Source organism: Microbacterium sp. BDGP8 (assembly GCF_029991045.1).
In the GTDB taxonomy this organism is placed as follows: domain Bacteria; phylum Actinomycetota; class Actinomycetes; order Actinomycetales; family Microbacteriaceae; genus Microbacterium; species Microbacterium plantarum.
Map to the genome: position 1 here is coordinate 2,203,201 of NZ_CP120712.1, position 13,898 is coordinate 2,217,098.

25 protein-coding genes are annotated in these 13,898 nt (G+C 67.7%); 4 read left to right on the forward strand and 21 right to left on the reverse strand.

The features are described 5' to 3' along the window. Positions 1 to 3: 3 nt before the first annotated feature. The 3 genes from P6897_RS10670 to P6897_RS10680 form a co-directional block, all read right to left on the reverse strand. Complete coding sequence (locus P6897_RS10670) at positions 4 to 477, reverse strand: hypothetical protein (RefSeq protein WP_282501192.1); 474 nt, start codon at positions 475 to 477, stop codon at positions 4 to 6. A gap of 165 nt (positions 478 to 642) precedes the next feature. After that, a complete protein-coding gene (locus tag P6897_RS10675; protein ID WP_282501193.1) occupies positions 643 to 894 on the reverse strand; it encodes a LysM domain-containing protein in 252 nt (83 codons plus the stop codon). Between the two features lie 134 nt (positions 895 to 1,028). After that, positions 1,029 to 1,325, reverse strand: coding sequence for an HNH endonuclease (locus tag P6897_RS10680; RefSeq protein WP_282501194.1), 297 nt, complete (start codon positions 1,323 to 1,325; stop codon positions 1,029 to 1,031). A 108-nt stretch (positions 1,326 to 1,433) separates the two neighbouring features. Here P6897_RS10680 and P6897_RS10685 point away from each other — a divergent pair, with 108 nt between their 5' ends. The 4 genes from P6897_RS10685 to P6897_RS10700 all read left to right on the forward strand — a co-directional run bounded on the left by P6897_RS10685 (position 1,434) and on the right by P6897_RS10700 (position 5,335). Further along, positions 1,434 to 1,670: a DUF2188 domain-containing protein gene (locus P6897_RS10685; RefSeq protein WP_282501195.1), complete on the forward strand. Its 237-nt coding sequence runs from the start codon at positions 1,434 to 1,436 to the stop codon at positions 1,668 to 1,670. Between the two features lie 477 nt (positions 1,671 to 2,147). Continuing rightward, positions 2,148 to 2,909: a DUF5677 domain-containing protein gene (locus P6897_RS10690; protein WP_282501196.1), complete on the forward strand. Its 762-nt coding sequence runs from the start codon at positions 2,148 to 2,150 to the stop codon at positions 2,907 to 2,909. A gap of 376 nt (positions 2,910 to 3,285) precedes the next feature. Continuing rightward, entirely contained in the window at positions 3,286 to 4,122 is an 837-nt protein-coding gene (locus P6897_RS10695) for a serine/threonine-protein kinase (protein WP_282501197.1), read from the forward strand. A gap of 121 nt (positions 4,123 to 4,243) precedes the next feature. Beyond that, on the forward strand, positions 4,244 to 5,335 hold the full coding sequence (locus P6897_RS10700; protein ID WP_282501198.1) for a hypothetical protein: 1,092 nt from the start codon (positions 4,244 to 4,246) through the stop codon (positions 5,333 to 5,335). Here the strand turns inward: P6897_RS10700 and P6897_RS10705 are convergent. The 18 genes from P6897_RS10705 to P6897_RS10790 all read right to left on the reverse strand — a co-directional run bounded on the left by P6897_RS10705 (position 5,328) and on the right by P6897_RS10790 (position 13,788). Beyond that, complete coding sequence (locus tag P6897_RS10705; RefSeq protein ID WP_282501199.1) at positions 5,328 to 6,104, reverse strand: hypothetical protein; 777 nt, start codon at positions 6,102 to 6,104, stop codon at positions 5,328 to 5,330. The genes P6897_RS10700 and P6897_RS10705 overlap by 8 nt on opposite strands. A 188-nt stretch (positions 6,105 to 6,292) precedes the next feature. Next, the gene (locus P6897_RS10710) at positions 6,293 to 7,207 is read right to left on the reverse strand and encodes a hypothetical protein (RefSeq protein WP_282501200.1); all 915 of its coding nucleotides are present in this window, start codon (positions 7,205 to 7,207) and stop codon (positions 6,293 to 6,295) included. A gap of 11 nt (positions 7,208 to 7,218) precedes the next feature. After that, complete coding sequence (locus tag P6897_RS10715; RefSeq protein ID WP_282501201.1) at positions 7,219 to 7,695, reverse strand: single-stranded DNA-binding protein; 477 nt, start codon at positions 7,693 to 7,695, stop codon at positions 7,219 to 7,221. Beyond that, a complete protein-coding gene (locus tag P6897_RS10720; RefSeq protein ID WP_282501202.1) occupies positions 7,695 to 7,967 on the reverse strand; it encodes a hypothetical protein in 273 nt (90 codons plus the stop codon). The genes P6897_RS10715 and P6897_RS10720 overlap by 1 nt, the downstream gene beginning before the upstream one ends. Further along, entirely contained in the window at positions 7,964 to 8,239 is a 276-nt protein-coding gene (locus P6897_RS10725) for a hypothetical protein (protein WP_282501203.1), read from the reverse strand. The genes P6897_RS10720 and P6897_RS10725 overlap by 4 nt, the downstream gene beginning before the upstream one ends. Before the next feature lie 10 nt (positions 8,240 to 8,249). After that, positions 8,250 to 8,900, reverse strand: coding sequence for a hypothetical protein (locus P6897_RS10730; protein ID WP_282501204.1), 651 nt, complete (start codon positions 8,898 to 8,900; stop codon positions 8,250 to 8,252). Between the two features lie 357 nt (positions 8,901 to 9,257). Then, positions 9,258 to 9,416: a hypothetical protein gene (locus P6897_RS10735; RefSeq protein WP_282501205.1), complete on the reverse strand. Its 159-nt coding sequence runs from the start codon at positions 9,414 to 9,416 to the stop codon at positions 9,258 to 9,260. An 89-nt stretch (positions 9,417 to 9,505) separates the two neighbouring features. Beyond that, positions 9,506 to 9,721, reverse strand: coding sequence for a hypothetical protein (locus P6897_RS10740; RefSeq protein WP_282501206.1), 216 nt, complete (start codon positions 9,719 to 9,721; stop codon positions 9,506 to 9,508). 83 nt (positions 9,722 to 9,804) lie between these two features. After that, positions 9,805 to 10,104 (reverse strand): hypothetical protein, encoded by a 300-nt coding sequence (locus tag P6897_RS10745; RefSeq protein WP_282501207.1) that lies wholly within the window; start codon positions 10,102 to 10,104, stop codon positions 9,805 to 9,807. Then, the gene (locus P6897_RS10750; RefSeq protein WP_282501208.1) at positions 10,101 to 10,424 is read right to left on the reverse strand and encodes an HNH endonuclease; all 324 of its coding nucleotides are present in this window, start codon (positions 10,422 to 10,424) and stop codon (positions 10,101 to 10,103) included. Before P6897_RS10750 ends, P6897_RS10745 begins: the two co-directional genes overlap by 4 nt. After that, positions 10,421 to 10,891, reverse strand: a complete 471-nt coding sequence (locus tag P6897_RS10755; protein ID WP_282501209.1) for a hypothetical protein — start codon at positions 10,889 to 10,891, stop codon at positions 10,421 to 10,423. Before P6897_RS10755 ends, P6897_RS10750 begins: the two co-directional genes overlap by 4 nt. Then, positions 10,888 to 11,631 (reverse strand): hypothetical protein, encoded by a 744-nt coding sequence (locus P6897_RS10760; RefSeq protein ID WP_282501210.1) that lies wholly within the window; start codon positions 11,629 to 11,631, stop codon positions 10,888 to 10,890. Before P6897_RS10760 ends, P6897_RS10755 begins: the two co-directional genes overlap by 4 nt. 3 nt (positions 11,632 to 11,634) lie before the next feature. Next, positions 11,635 to 12,591 carry a hypothetical protein gene (locus P6897_RS10765; protein ID WP_282501211.1) on the reverse strand — a complete coding sequence of 319 codons (957 nt, stop codon included), beginning with the start codon at positions 12,589 to 12,591 and terminating at the stop codon, positions 11,635 to 11,637. Continuing rightward, positions 12,588 to 12,806, reverse strand: a complete 219-nt coding sequence (locus P6897_RS10770) for a hypothetical protein (protein ID WP_282501212.1) — start codon at positions 12,804 to 12,806, stop codon at positions 12,588 to 12,590. The genes P6897_RS10765 and P6897_RS10770 overlap by 4 nt, the downstream gene beginning before the upstream one ends. Continuing rightward, a complete protein-coding gene (locus P6897_RS10775; protein WP_282501213.1) occupies positions 12,803 to 12,988 on the reverse strand; it encodes a hypothetical protein in 186 nt (61 codons plus the stop codon). The genes P6897_RS10770 and P6897_RS10775 overlap by 4 nt, the downstream gene beginning before the upstream one ends. Before the next feature lie 106 nt (positions 12,989 to 13,094). Beyond that, a complete protein-coding gene (locus P6897_RS10780) occupies positions 13,095 to 13,301 on the reverse strand; it encodes a hypothetical protein (protein WP_282501214.1) in 207 nt (68 codons plus the stop codon). Beyond that, the gene (locus P6897_RS10785; RefSeq protein WP_282501215.1) at positions 13,298 to 13,522 is read right to left on the reverse strand and encodes a helix-turn-helix domain-containing protein; all 225 of its coding nucleotides are present in this window, start codon (positions 13,520 to 13,522) and stop codon (positions 13,298 to 13,300) included. The genes P6897_RS10780 and P6897_RS10785 overlap by 4 nt, the downstream gene beginning before the upstream one ends. Then, on the reverse strand, positions 13,519 to 13,788 hold the full coding sequence (locus P6897_RS10790; protein ID WP_282501216.1) for a helix-turn-helix transcriptional regulator: 270 nt from the start codon (positions 13,786 to 13,788) through the stop codon (positions 13,519 to 13,521). The genes P6897_RS10785 and P6897_RS10790 overlap by 4 nt, the downstream gene beginning before the upstream one ends. Positions 13,789 to 13,898: the final 110 nt, after the last annotated feature.

The window sequence follows — 13,898 nt, forward strand, 5'->3', positions numbered from 1 at the left end:
GCGCTACGCCTTCTTGCGGACTGGGCGCCGCTGGGACGCTTCCGGGTTGTCGTCGATGCCATCCACGCCCCCCGTGTAGAACTTGAGGCGCATCTCGTCGAGCTCGTCCCGCTCGCGCGGCTTCGCGGCCGCGATGAGCTTCTCCATCGTCTCGTCGTAGCGCTGCGCGATCGCGGACCGCTGCGCCACCGCGCCCGAGTCGAGGTCGCGGGCCAGGGTGTAGAGCAGCGCGACTCGAGGCATCGCCGACGGCGGCACCTGCAGCGCCTCGACGAACGCGCGCGCCGCGAGCTCGTTCGAGATCAGCGGCTGCTCATCTGTCCCGCCGTCTGTCCCGTTTTCTGTCCCGGGTGTGTCCCGTCCGCCGGGGCCGATCCTCGGGAGCGCCTCGAGCTCGGCGGCCTTGCGTTTTTCCGCGCGCTGCCGGGCCTTCCGCTCGCGCTCCTTCTGCCGTCGCTCCTCGGGCGTCATGGCCATCACGACCACCTCCAACGGGGCGGGACACGGGACACGACCGTGCGGAGGGGGACAGATCACCCCCGGCGGTGTGCGGAGCCCCCACGGCTAGAGATCGGACCCCCCTACCCCTCGGGGCGGGAGCGGTGATCTCTGGGCCGTGGGGAGGCTCTGGTGGGCTCGGTGTCAGCCCTTGGGCGTGTGAGGGTCTCGGCGAGGGATGCGGATCACCATGCCGGGCCAGATGAGGTCGGGTCGCTTGATCCCGTTGAGGCGCTGGACGGTGCGGGGCTCGACCTTGTGCGCGCTCGCGATGTCGTCGAGGGTCTCCCCCTCCTTGACCTCGTGGGTCTCGTTGCCGTGGTCGGCGCCCCGGTCCTCGGGAGAGGGCGGCCGGTTCGCGGTCGCAGTCTGCTTCGCGCTCTGAGTGTTCGCCATGATCACTTGCCCTTCTGCGCCTTGCGGCGCTCTTCGTCGTGACGCATCGCCTGCGCGATCGTTATTGGCTGATCGAGCCCGCATCGCATGCAGGTCGTCGGCATCGGCTGCTCTGCCATCTCGGCTCCTCTCGGTCACCAGACTTCGGACGGATCGCCGAGCCCGGGCTTCGGATCTCCCTCGCCCTTGTTCTCGTTGCAGATCTTGTGCGACGGCTGCCCGTTTGACGGATCGTCGGCCAGCTCGGGATAGGCGACGACCGACTTAATGTGGTCGTACGCGAATGCCCACTTATCGGTGTGCTTCAGCGTCGTGTCGATCGGCTGCCCGCAGAGAGCGCAGGGCAGGCCGTGCTCGGCGGTAAGCGCCTTAAGGTCGGCCCGGTTCTTCCGATGGGCCGCAGTCGTGCGGCCGGGAACGCCTGCTGACATGGAAACTCCTGAAAGCCGATATTCGCCGCGCGTGTCGCGTCACCAGCTGGCCCGCGATCTGTGGCACGGTGCTCCCGACAGCAGTTGAAAACGAAGGAGGTGACAACAATGACGAACAACAATCGACACGTGGTTCCCGGCGCAAACGGAGGCTGGGACGTGAAGAAGCCCGGCGCAACCCGCGCGTCTTCACACCATGACACTCAGGCGGAGGCGATCGATCGCGGCCGCGCGATCGTGCACAACGCCGGCGGCGGAGAGCTCAACATCCATGGCCGCGACGGTCAGATCCGGGCGAAGGACTCGATCGACCCGGGAAACGATCCGCGCAACATCAAGGGCTGACACCTACCGCCGTCAGTCAACCACCGAGGGGAAGCGGTAGGAGGACGTGACGGCACCGCGCCGGTGGGTGTTCAGACTCCGAGGAGGTGAACGCCCACCGGTTACGTCTGCGCCTCACGCGCCCTCGATCGCTCCCGAGTGCGAGATGATCAGCGCTCCTCGACTCCACCGCTGCAGGGTGGCCGGGCGCCGTCTGGCTGGAAGTGCGAGCGTCGCGTGAACGGTGAGGCGAGATCCCGGCCAGTCGGACCGGAAGATCAGGCGGAGTCGCGCCCGATGCGCGAGACGCGAACGCGACCCCGAGAACGCCGAAAGCCCCACCCGCTCGGGTGAGGCTTTCGGTCATAGTTCTTGTGCGAGGCACAGCCTATCAGCGAGATGGGCCACGTTTCCGGAGCAGCCGGCCACGGCGTGTCGGCCGATCCCGGACGCGCCATGACTCACAGACACCCCCCGGGCCCTGCTATGGTCCCAGCCATGACGAACCCGGAGCAACTCGCCGAATCGCATCGACGCGAAGTTCTCGCCTTTGTCAACGAGTGCATCGAATACTTCAACACCCTCGACCAAGTTCGATCCCGGCAGACCAGCCGCCGCGCATTTTTGAGCTTGTACGGGCCAATCATGCAGGTCGTCCGATTTGCTTCGTCTGCCGCCCTGCTTGCCAACAGCGGGCACCGCATCGAGGGTCAAGTGCTGGCTCGTTCCGCACTCGAGTACGCCTTGACGATCCAGTACGTCTATCTCCGAGTGGACGGACTGGATCGCTTGCAGAAGTCGAGCCTGCTGGATCGCAAGAAACTCATGGAGGACATGGCGAATTGGCACGACGATCCTGAGTACCTGGATATGATTCCGCAGGAACAGCCAAAGCCGGGCGCGAAGGGCATGCCAAAGTTCACCCAGATTCTCGAGATCGTGGATCCTGAGCACGTAATTCTGCACTCGACCTACGCTGTGCTGTCTCAAGTAACTCACGTGCGACCGGGCGGACGCGATCGATACTTCGACCGTGTCGACGATCAGCTCGTGCTGGTCCCCGGTCGAGACGATGACGTCTTCGGCAATGTGACTACAGGCGCTCTCGGGTTCGCCCTGATGGCCGCCACATGGGTTTTCGCTCACATCACAGAGGATGAGGCGATGCTCGCCCGGCTTGACACAACCTCCGACCGCCTGCGGCTGCCTACTCGTTACGACGGGAACTGGCCAGTCGGTGAACGCGCATTCCGCGACTGAGGTTGATCCCTGATGTGCCAGTACAACGCGACATGCCCGACGACACGCCACCGGCCGGGGACGGTCTGTCCGGTCGAGGTGCGTCGTGAGAACCGTGAGCGCAAGGCCGCTGGAAAGCTTCTCGGATCGGCGCTCTCGCTCGTCGGCGCTCTGGTTGCGCTGTGCGTGTACTGGGCCACGCAGCGCTGAGGTCACACCGGCGGCAAGTCGAACAGCCTGCCCGGCCACTCCCCCGGCGGGCGCGACCCCTCGGGGCCGCAGTCGGACTCATTGAAGGTCCACTGCCCCGAACGTCAGATGCGGACGCGCAGGTCAAGACACGCCGACGCCCGCACATCTCGTTGGACTGACCGGAAAGTGCGGCAGACTCGCGTCTATGGGGCTTGAAGACGAGTTGGCCGCCGCGCTGGGGGCATCATCCGTTTCTTTTCTGGGACGAGGGACGTTCGGCGACACATGGCGCGCTCTCGACCTGGATGGGAGTTCCGAGCCACTCGCCGTAAAGGTGCTCCGAGCCGAGTATTTCGACCCTCGCCTCTTGGCGCGTGAGACCGACAACCTGAACGAGTTCGCACACGACAACATCGTGCGCCTGCACGGTGTCCGGACGATCACATTCCAAGGCGATGAGCACCACGTGATCGTATGTGAGTACATCGACGGCGGAAGCGCTGGGCAGGCTCTGAGAACGGGCGCAAGGCCTAGCTTCAAGCACGTCCGGAAGTTTGCTCGCGGTTTGTTCGAAGCGGTCGCGGAACTGCACGCGAAGGACAAGATTCACCGAGATCTGAAGCCCGACAACATCATGCTCCGTAACGGTAAGTGGAAACAGCCGGTATTGATCGACTTCGGGCTTGTCCGGTCGCTTACCGGAGACACCATGACCAATTACCCCGCACTGGTGGGCAGTATCCCTTGGATGGCGCCTGAACAGCTCCAGGGCGAACGCGCGCGCAAGGCGTGCGACAACTGGGCTTGCGGCGTCATCCTCTATCAACTGCTCACCGGCACCCATCCATTCTTCGATGGGGTAGACCTCCGGGCGATGGAGCCCGAAGAACTGGTGGACCTCGTATCGGTGCCGCCGCCCTCACTCCCGGCTGATGTGCCAGATGATCTCGCCGAGTTGGTGACACGACTACTCACGCCTGACCCCCCGGGAGCGCGAGGAAGCGCCGCACGAGCTTTGAAGACACTCCGGGGGAAGAACTGACATGGCTACACATCCGGCAACCGACGCGTGGGCGGGCGCATCGCTGAGAAGGTCCCTTAGCGGCAAAGTGCCCGTGCTCCTTGTCCATCGAAGCCACCAAAATGGCGGGCGTCTCCCCGAGGTGCTCGACTACCTGGCTTCCAGCCACGGGCGCGACCTCGGACTTGGAACAGTGATGCGGTTGCCCGCAATGACGGCCAACACGGCACGCACCTTCATGGGGAAGGTAGCTCATGTCCCGCTTCGAATCGTCGATCCGGAGCTCTGGCGCATCCCCGACACCGGGTGGCCCGAAGCCACCGCCCTCAAGGCGACCGCCGCCGCGTGGCCGCACCTGCACACACCTCCTCCCGCAAAGGTCTCAGCACGCTGGGTTGAGACCGTACTCAACGCGCAGAGGGATCACGGCGCGTCCGTTCTCCTGTCTGCGACGGGGTGGGTCTCCGAAGTGAACGCGGCGGTCGCCCTACGGAACGCTCTCAAGTGGGTCGAAGAAAGCCGTAGACAGGTGGGAGATGCTCCGATGTGGGTGAACCTCACCCTCGACTCGCGGTGGCTTTCTGACCGCACGCTTCGTAACATCCTCTTGAACGAAATCGTCGAGAGCAATGAGCGCGACTGGTACTTGCGGTTCTACTGGCCCGAAGTCGCCACCCGGTATGGACAGCTCCTCGACGAAGCCATCCTGGCCGGCTACCAAGCCCTCGCGCGGGAGTGCATGTTGGAGGATAAGCGGCTGTATCTTCCTAACAGCGGTCTCACCGGCTGGTTCGCGACAGCGCTCGGTGCCAACGGATTCTCGACCGGTCAGGCATGGCCGGAGCAGGCATTCGCGCGGCAGAAAGTGATCGCGATCAAGCGGCAAGGACCGCCCCCCGCTCCGATCCCGCGCATCTTCGATTCGACGGTCCTGCACACAATGGATCACAACGAGTTCGTGCGCATCCGCCCCCTGGCGGGACACAAGGACTACGCGACGCCCTACCTGGACGAGATCGACATCGAGGGACACTCGCCCGAGGTCGCCGGCCTGCATTACGTTGCGGCGGTGGGTAACCTGACGGCGAGTCTCGCCGACAAACGCCCGAATGCGGTGGCATATCGGAGGGCTAGAAAGGGTCAGGCGTTCGTCGACTCGCTCTCGCTCACTGACCGGATGAGTGGGATCAATAGGCCGCTCCACCTCCCGCTGTGGATGCCTCGCCTTAAGTGAGGTGCGGAGCGGTCCAGCCGAACACGGGGTAAATTTGCCCCTCGCGCGTGCCACGGAGCATCATCTCGAGACTGCGCTCCGCGAGAAGCGCTCGACCTACGGCACGACGGCTGTCGGGTGTCGTGTTCGGGCGCACGAGCACACGCGCGCGCTGTTGATCGCAGTCAACAGCGATCACGCCGACCCCACCGCGCGCGATCTCGGCGAGGTGATCCGTCACTCGGCTTACTGTGCTTGCGTCCAAGGCGATATACGCAGCATCCGCCGAGAGCTGTTGACGGCGGGCTTGCGTAAGGGCGCGCCTCCAGTCACGGAGCTTCGCCTCGACCGTCACGACTCGTTTACCGACCCATTGCGCGCCCTGTCGGCGTCGGAGTCGATTCTCCTCGGTCCACTCCATCCACCCCTGTTCGATGAGGAGGGGTGCAACGGCGCGGCGCACGTAGTCGGAGGACATGCGCGTCCGGTCGGCGATCTCCCTTGTCGTCAGAGTTGCGTCACCGACAGCAAGGACGGCGCGCACCTCGGCATCCGTCGTCAGCGGTCGTACTCCGCGCGCTGCCCGCGCAGCGATTCTCTCGAAATCGAAGCGGACACCTGCGAGATCAGGAACACCGTGAACAGCCGGCACCTCGCTGAATACCTCGACCGGCGAGTTTGACTCGTGCCGGAAAGCCAGACGCGGGAGGGCGCGGCGCAGGACCGGCATCATGTCTGCCTCGTAGCGGAAGCTTCGAAGCTCCCGGTGCACAGCTACGGCGTTCGTCATCGCACGATCCTCCGCATCTCATCCCGCGCGGCCAGTCTAAAGCCGGCCCACCCCACTCCATCACATCGCCGCTCGCTCGCGTGACTCGTTATCTTCAACACCGTCAGTTGCTCCTCGATTCCGCACTCCACCGACGTGCGGCAGTCCGCTTAGGCGTCCACGGCTCGTGGTGGCGGCTATGAGCAGGCTCATGCTGACACCTGCTTGCGTGGTCGTCCGACACGCTCGCGCATTCGGTTGCGGATCGCGAGCACCTCGGATTCACGGAACCACGTCACCCGCCCCATCGGCCCCTGCGTAATCGCACGGGGCACGAGCCCCTCGCGCTCCCGCCAGCGCTTCAGCGTCCGCTCCGACCCGGCGTACTTCGCCTGGGCCGCCTCGTCCTTCGTAATCAGCCGGTCCCGCCACTCGGCGACGGCCGACACCTCGAGCTCCTCCTCGGTGTCCGCATCGACGACGTGCGCGGCATCCGGTCGCTCGAGGCGGTAGCGGCTCACCGCGTCGACGATCGACCAGAACGAGCGCACGCCGTCCTCATCGACCGGATGCCGCATGAGTACGGCCTCGGCGAGCTGCCGGACGTCGTCGGCGTTGTTCGCGATCCGGTCGAGGTGGCCGAGGATCACGGTCGCGCAGCTGCGGGCGTAGTCGTACGCCGCGAGCGAGCCGGCCCCCGCGGGCATCCCACCGACGATGCCCGAGCGCGGGTCGACGAACACAGCCCACGACCGCAGCGACCGCATCACGTCCTCCGACGCGTCGATCAGGTCCGCCGGCGTCGGCGCGGCCGCCTCGGCACCCTTCCCCGACGATGAGCGCAGCGCGTCGTAGACCATCGCCTTGCGCGGGTCCGCGAGCGACCGCAGGCGGCCGACGAGATCCGCCGCGTTATCGATGTGCCCGCGCATCCGCCGGTAGCAGCGATCGCAGACCATCACGCCGTCACGAGCGGGCGCCGGAGCGCACCCCCTGCACGAGCGCTCGGGACGCTCCATCGTTCCGTCCTCGACGGCCGCATCGACGACCAGGCCGTAGTCGAAGCAGGTCGCGAAGTGCAGGTCGGGCACAGTGCACCCGAGCACGCATCCTCTTTCAGACATGGGATCTCCTCTCAGAACGGGTTGTCGTCGCTCGGGACGGTCCACGAGCCGTCTTCGGACACGGGCGCGGCATAGGGCTCGTGCTGGCGCTGGGATGCCGCCGGCTGCGCCGCGGTCCCTCCTGCCGCTGCGCGAGTGACCTGCGCGGTCGCATAGCGGAGGCTCGGGCCGATCTCGTCGATCTCAAGCTCGATCGCGGTGCGGGTCTGGCCCTCGCGGTCCTGGTAGCTCCGCTGGCGCAGACGACCGGTCGCGACGACGCGCATACCCTTCGTGAGCGACCCGGCAATATGCTCGGCGAAGTCACGCCAGGCCGACGCGCGCATGAACAGGGCGTCGCCGTCCTTCCACTCGTTCCCCTCGCGGTCGAAGGTGCGCGGGGTGCTCGCGATCGTGATGTTCACGACCGGGAGGCCGTTCTGCGTGTAGCGCAGCTCGGGGTCGGCAGTGAGGTTGCCAACCACGGCGATGACGGTTTCGCCGGGCATCAGACAGCCACCTCGTCACCCTGCTCCGTCTCGGCGCCCACGGCCTCCCGAGCAGCGCGCGCGCTGTCGATGCGGCGCTGTCGCTCTGCCTCTTCCTCGGCCATCTCGGCGGCGATGTACTCGACGTCGACGTACCCGGCGAGGATGAGGCCCTCGGCCATCCGCACACGGGTGTCCTTCTCGGAACGCGGCGAGGTCTCGCGGAGTCGTTCGACGACGCGCTCGCGAACGGCCAGCCACTCGGCGGCCGCGATCTCGGTGTTCTTACTCATGCTGTCTTCCTTTCGGATCGGATTCGGTTGGCGGGCAGCCGAAGCTGCTTCTGCCGAATGTCGCGGATCGATGTCACGCCGACGCCCAGCTCGTCCGCGATCTGCTTGTCGGTCATGCCGGCGAGCACGCGGGCTCGGATGCGGTCGTTGCGCTCGAGGTGGGATCGCCGGGTGGAGAGCTCCGCCCGGAGCACCTCGCCGGGAGTGATGCCGCGGCGCTGCGCGGTCTCCTCGATGCGCCACACGTCACGCGGGTCGAGGTCGACGGTCACGCGCACGGGATCACCACGGCTCCTCGTCGGGCATGCCGACGCGCTCGAAGTGGACGGTGAGCTTCTCCTCGTAGACCCGGCGTGTAAGCCACTCGTCGCGCTTGAGGCGAGCATCCCGGCAGGGTCCGCATTTCGTCTTCCCGGCACCGTGCGGCATGTGGTCGTCGCAGAACATCGGCGGCGCATCCAGGATCAGCGGGCGCTCCGGCAGCACGGGCTCCTCCTCGCGGTCCTGCGTCACCGCGTCCCACGCATCGGCCCGCGCGGCGTCTTCCGCCCGCACCTGCGCCCTCGCCCGCTCCCGCGCTCGCTCGCGCCCGCCCGCGCTCCCCCGCCCCACAGCCACGGACGTCCATGGATGATCCCGCGCCGGCGGTTCCGGGGTCGAGATCCGCACACCGCGCATGTCCACCCGCAGCGGGTGCAGCAGCAGGAGCCACTCGACGCCGCCCGCGACATACGTCGTCAGGAAGTCGGCGTCCATCAGCGCGACGAGGTGCTCGAGCACGTCGTCCGTCGTCGAGAATGTCTCCCGCGCGATCCATGCCGGGTCCATCGGACCTCGGCCCAGCGGGTCGAGGTTCAGCCACAGCCACAGCGCCGTCGGCTTCGCCTCGTTCGGCACCTCGTCGAGGTGCGCCAGGTCGGCCGCGCTGATCATTCGTTGCTTCGTTGACACCCTGGTCGTTCCCTCTCGCGAAGCCCTCGATGCACTTGTCGAGGGCGAACTGCACGTCGTGCTCGTGGACCGTGAAGCACTCGGTCCATCCCTTCCCGCCGCGGCCGAGCACCGCCTCGGCGTCGTCCCACCCGGTGAATGCCCGGGGGAACCAGCGCGCCAGCACACGCAACGCCTCGCGCTCCCACGAGGCATCCGTGCCTCGGGCGCAGACGATCACGTGCGCGCCGGCGCGCATGAGCTTCTCGACGCGGCTCCACTTCCACGCGCGCCCCACCTTCAGGACGCGGGATGCGGGCCAGTAGACGACGTACGTCATCGCGAACGTCGGCATCGCGCTCATCGGTCCTCCTCCGCCGCGTGGAAGGTCGGGACGACGAGAGGGCCGTCGCAGCACGCGACACCGTGCATCGCGACGTCTCCGATCCACGACTTGCGCCCGCACAGGCACCACGTCTGGTCCAGCCACGCGTTGTACGTCACGGGCGGGTGGAACATGACGGGGCATAGTTCCGGTGCGGTCCTCGTCGGCGACGGTTCTGCCACGCCTAGGCGCCCAGTGCCGATCGACCGGTCTGCCGTCGCGCTCATCGTCTTCTCCCTGCTGGTGCGAATGTGAGCCCGCCGCGGCGGGCCTTGTGGGTCTCGGTGTTCTTACTGCAGAGCCCGAACGTGTCGAGCCGGATCGTGCGTTGACCGCACAGGGCACACACGGGGTAGATCGCGGCGTGCATCTGGTCGATGCGCGCGAACTCCGCTTCCCGCTCGCGGCGCACGTGCTCCTGACGGCGGATGTCGAGCACCCAGCCCTTTTCGGTCGACGACCATCCGCCGTTAGGGAGGGCCGCGACCTCGGGGGTGCAGCATCCGAACTTGCATGCGGCCTTCATGACGCGAGCCCCATCTCGGCCTCACGCTCACGGACCCACCGCCGCTCGAACGCCGCGTAGGTCACGCGCGGGTGCTTCTCCCAGTGCTCGAGCAGCTCGGGCGAGGCGTACGCGCGGGCGCGGCGCTCGTTACCCATGAACAGCGAGCCCGGGTCGATCCCCGCCGCGCGGCCACGTGCGTTCAACAGCGCGCCGTTGGTCGCCTCCTCGGCGAGCATGTACGCCGCGAGACGCACCTCTTCGTACTCCTCCCGCACCTCCCGCCAATCAGCGAAGGCCGACCCAATGATGCTCATGCCGCGGCGCTCCATCCGCCGTCGTCGTCGAGGCGCACGCGGCCCCAGACGGAGTGCTTGATCGGGCACTGGCGCGGGTTCGCCCACGAGGGGACGATGAACCCGGCGAGCTCGGCTGCCGCAGGGTCGGCGTGCACGGCGTTGTGGCAGGTGCGGCACAGGTGCACGAGGTTCGCGGGCAGGTGGTCGCCGTGGCGGCGCAGCTGCCGGTGATGCATGTCGATCGCGCGCTCGCGGCCGCAGCGCTCGCACATGCCGCCCGACCGGCCCTTCACGATGGGGCGGGAGTCGGCCATCGGGTCGACGGTGGCGCGGGTCACTTCTCGCCCCGCATCGACTTCGCGATCGACTGCAGCAGAGTCACGTCGCGCTCGACAGCGTCGGCGAAGTCCTTCGCATATTCGAACAGCAGCCACGCGTCGTCGTACGCGTCGACCGCGCGCATGAGGCGCTCGTCGACGCCATATGCCAGCTCGCGGAGCTCGGTCATCGTGGCGCCGCGGCCGTACTCGTCGCGCAGCTTCTTGACGGCCAGGCCGAGGGCGATCTTCCGCTCCCGCTCGGCGGCCTTCAGCTTCTCCCGGTAGTCGGCGAGCGCGCCGGGCGCGGCGATGTTCTTCGCCCGAGCGATGGACAGCGCGCCGACGACCTGCGCGGGAGTCGGCGACCACTGCGCGAGGAGATCCTCGTCGAGCATCGCGACGTTCAGGGGGACGATGTCGAACCCGGCCGGGATGGTGACGAGCACCCCCGAGGCGGGGTCGACGTGGTTCGGTTCGTCGCTCATCGCCGCCCGCCCTTCCGCTTCGAGGCGCGGCGGGTCGCGCGGTTGCCGGGCAGGTGATCCTGCGGGCGCCGGATGCCGGCCTGCACCGTGGCCGCGCGCTCGGGCGCGGCCGGTCCCTGCGCGTCGGCGCTCGGCCCCGGCACGGGTGCCCAGTCGTCGGCGGCCGGGGCCTCGGCGAGCGCCTTGCGCTTGGCCTTGAGCTGACGGTGCAGCGCGGTGCCCTCAGCGTCGGCGCGGAACGCGCGGACGGCGCGCGCCTCGCGGTCGATGGTGTCGATCTCGAGGATCGTCTGCGCGGCCTCGATTTCGGCGGCCCAGTCGCGGCCGGTCGGTTCGCTGGGCGCGCCGGGGTCATCGGAGTATGTGCTCGTGTCGATCCGGTCGGTGCCTGCCTCGAGCAGCGGAGCGAGGATGTCGGCGAAGACGACGCGGTACGCGTGGCGCTCGACCTCGGAGCCGAAGATCGTCATTGGCTTCTCGGCGCGGGTCGCGTTCCAGTCGGGGGTGTTCTGCTCCTGCTTCTCGTACTCGGCCCAGCTGACGACGATCTCGCGGGGCTGCTGGCCGGTGCGGGTGATGATGACGCGGGCGAGCAGGGGCGGCTCGGGCTTGACGTGATACCGGAGCCACTCGGCCTCCGGGTCGGCGAGGAAGTGCGGACCGTCGATCGCGGCGAGCTGGCCGGAGGCGAGCACGGCGGCGCGGGCGGCTTCGACGGGGATGGTGCGGGGTTCTGGCATGGCTCACGCCTCCTGGAAGTTGAGCGTCGTGCGACGCGAGGTCTTCGGGTATCGGCGCTTGGCGTCGGCCTCGGCGTAGGCCAGCTCGACGCGGATGCGCTTGGCGCGCTCGTGCGCGTCGGGGTCGGCGGCCGCCCATGCGGTCTCGTCGATCGCGACGGTCTCGCTGACGGAGAGCTGGAAGCCGCCGCTCTTGCCCATGCCGACGGCGCCGAACCGGGCGGCGTGCGGGAGCTTGGCGATCGCTTTCTTGAGAGCGGCGTTCGCGGCTTTCTCCGCCTCGACTGCGGCGGTCAGCGCGAGCTTGAGCGGTGCCCACGCCTCGAGGGCGGCGGCGACGTCGTCGGGGAGGTCGTCGACGTCGGGGCATCCGGCGTCACGCCAGGCGATGAAGTCGTCGGCGCGCTCGGTGAGCCAGGCGATCATCTCTTCGTCACGGGCGACGACGATCCAGGTCGCGCCGTTGATGGGCGGCTGGTCGTCCTCGTCGCGGACCTCAAAGCCGTAGAGGCCGAAGTCGGCGCCCATCACGCGGATCTGAAACTGCAGCTGCGCGTAGTGCTCGATCGGGATGCCGTCGTGCTCCCAGCCGTGCTCGTGCGACTTCACCTCGATGACGGCGAGGCGGCCGTCGCCGTCCCAGCCAAAGCCGTCGGGGGTCGCGCGGTGCAGGTCGTTGTCGGCGGCCGCCCAGAGAGCGTCGTTCGCGACGACGCTCTGCAGGCGCTCGGCTGCCTCGTCGAGCAGGGCCGCTTCGCGGGCGGACCCGGCGCGGGTTGCGGCGTTGCCGCGGAAGCGGGCGCCGTTCATCTTCTCTTCGGCGATCGTGCGGCGGGCCTTCAGGCCGGCGCGGGCGATGCGCCACGCGTTGGACGCGGTGACGCCCTCGCCGCGCTCGGCGAGCCAGAGCTCGCGGTCAGCGCCTGCGGGGACGACGATTCGGGCGGTGGTCTGCTTCATCGGTTCTCTCGCTTCGGGAGGGTGTCGACGGTGGTCGTCCACCAGATGTCGACGTTGCTGGTGTTCATGGACTGCAGGCGGACGGTGCCCGAGCGGCTCATCGCGCGGATCTTCCAGCGCACGTCGTCGACGGTGACGATGTCGCCGACCTGCAGCGGGTCGTCGACCTTGGAACGCGTCGGGATGGTCACCGGCGCGGCGTCGGCGAGGGTCACGCGATCACCGCCGCTCCGAGGATCAGGAGCAGGGCGACGGCCACAGCGAAGCCGCCCGTCGCGAGGAGGACCGCGCGTGCGAGCAGGTCGCGCTCGTGGCTCATGCGAAGCTCGACACCTTGTCCCGCGTGAGCCGGAACGGGCGCCGGAAGCTCGATGGCTTCGGTCAGATCGGTGGTCATGCTGATCCCTTCGGGAGTGCGCCGAGGCGCGACGAATACGGGTCCGCAGCGATCGCTGCGACTCGGATGTGTGGTGGCTCGCGGGGCTACGCGGAAGCGGGCACGCTCATCGACCGATCTCCTGGTCGATGGCGCTGAGCCGGGCGGACATCTCGTCGTCGGCGACCCAGAAGTCGCGAGTGAAGACGCCGGACAGGAAAGCCGAGATCGTCATGAGCACGATCCCGAGAAGCGCGACCCCGGTGATGTTCGGCCGGGCGACGTCGAAGGCGAGCAGGATGAGGCCGCAGAGGAGCAGCACGCGTGCGGTCATGCCGCTGCCGCCGTCGTCTCGGCGGCAGGGTCGACGACGCGACTGCGCAGCCAGGCGTCGAGGTCCACCTCGTAGAACGCGTTGAGACGGCCCTGCTTGAAGACCTTCGGCCCTTCGCCTGCAGCGAGGAGGTTGCGGAAGGTCTGGTAGGCCATGCCGCAGAATTCCGCGGCCGAGCGGGTGTTGAGCACACGCCCCGAGCGCTCCGGTGCGGTGCTCATGATGCGGCCGCCAGCTCGAGCGGGGCGACTGCTTCGCTGGCGTGATCGTCGCCGCTGACGATCGTGAAGACGTCCTCGAACTTCACGGGGAACGTCAGAAGCACGGACGAGATGAAGTGAGGCCCGGGCGCCGCCTTGCCATTCAAAACGCGGGAGGCGGTTCCCTTGTCGACGCCGAGTGCGGCCGCGAGACTCTGAACGGTGTCGAGTCCCTGCTCGGCTCGCAGCTGCTTGAATCGCTCGGAGTCGATGATCAGCGTGGCCATCTCTCCCCCTTCGGATAGGTGTGCTGCAACTTCGGGTTGCTGGTGTGCAACTGAGCGTAAGCGATGCGGTGCGCTTGTGCAACCACAAATTGGGTTGCTGCACTCGCTTG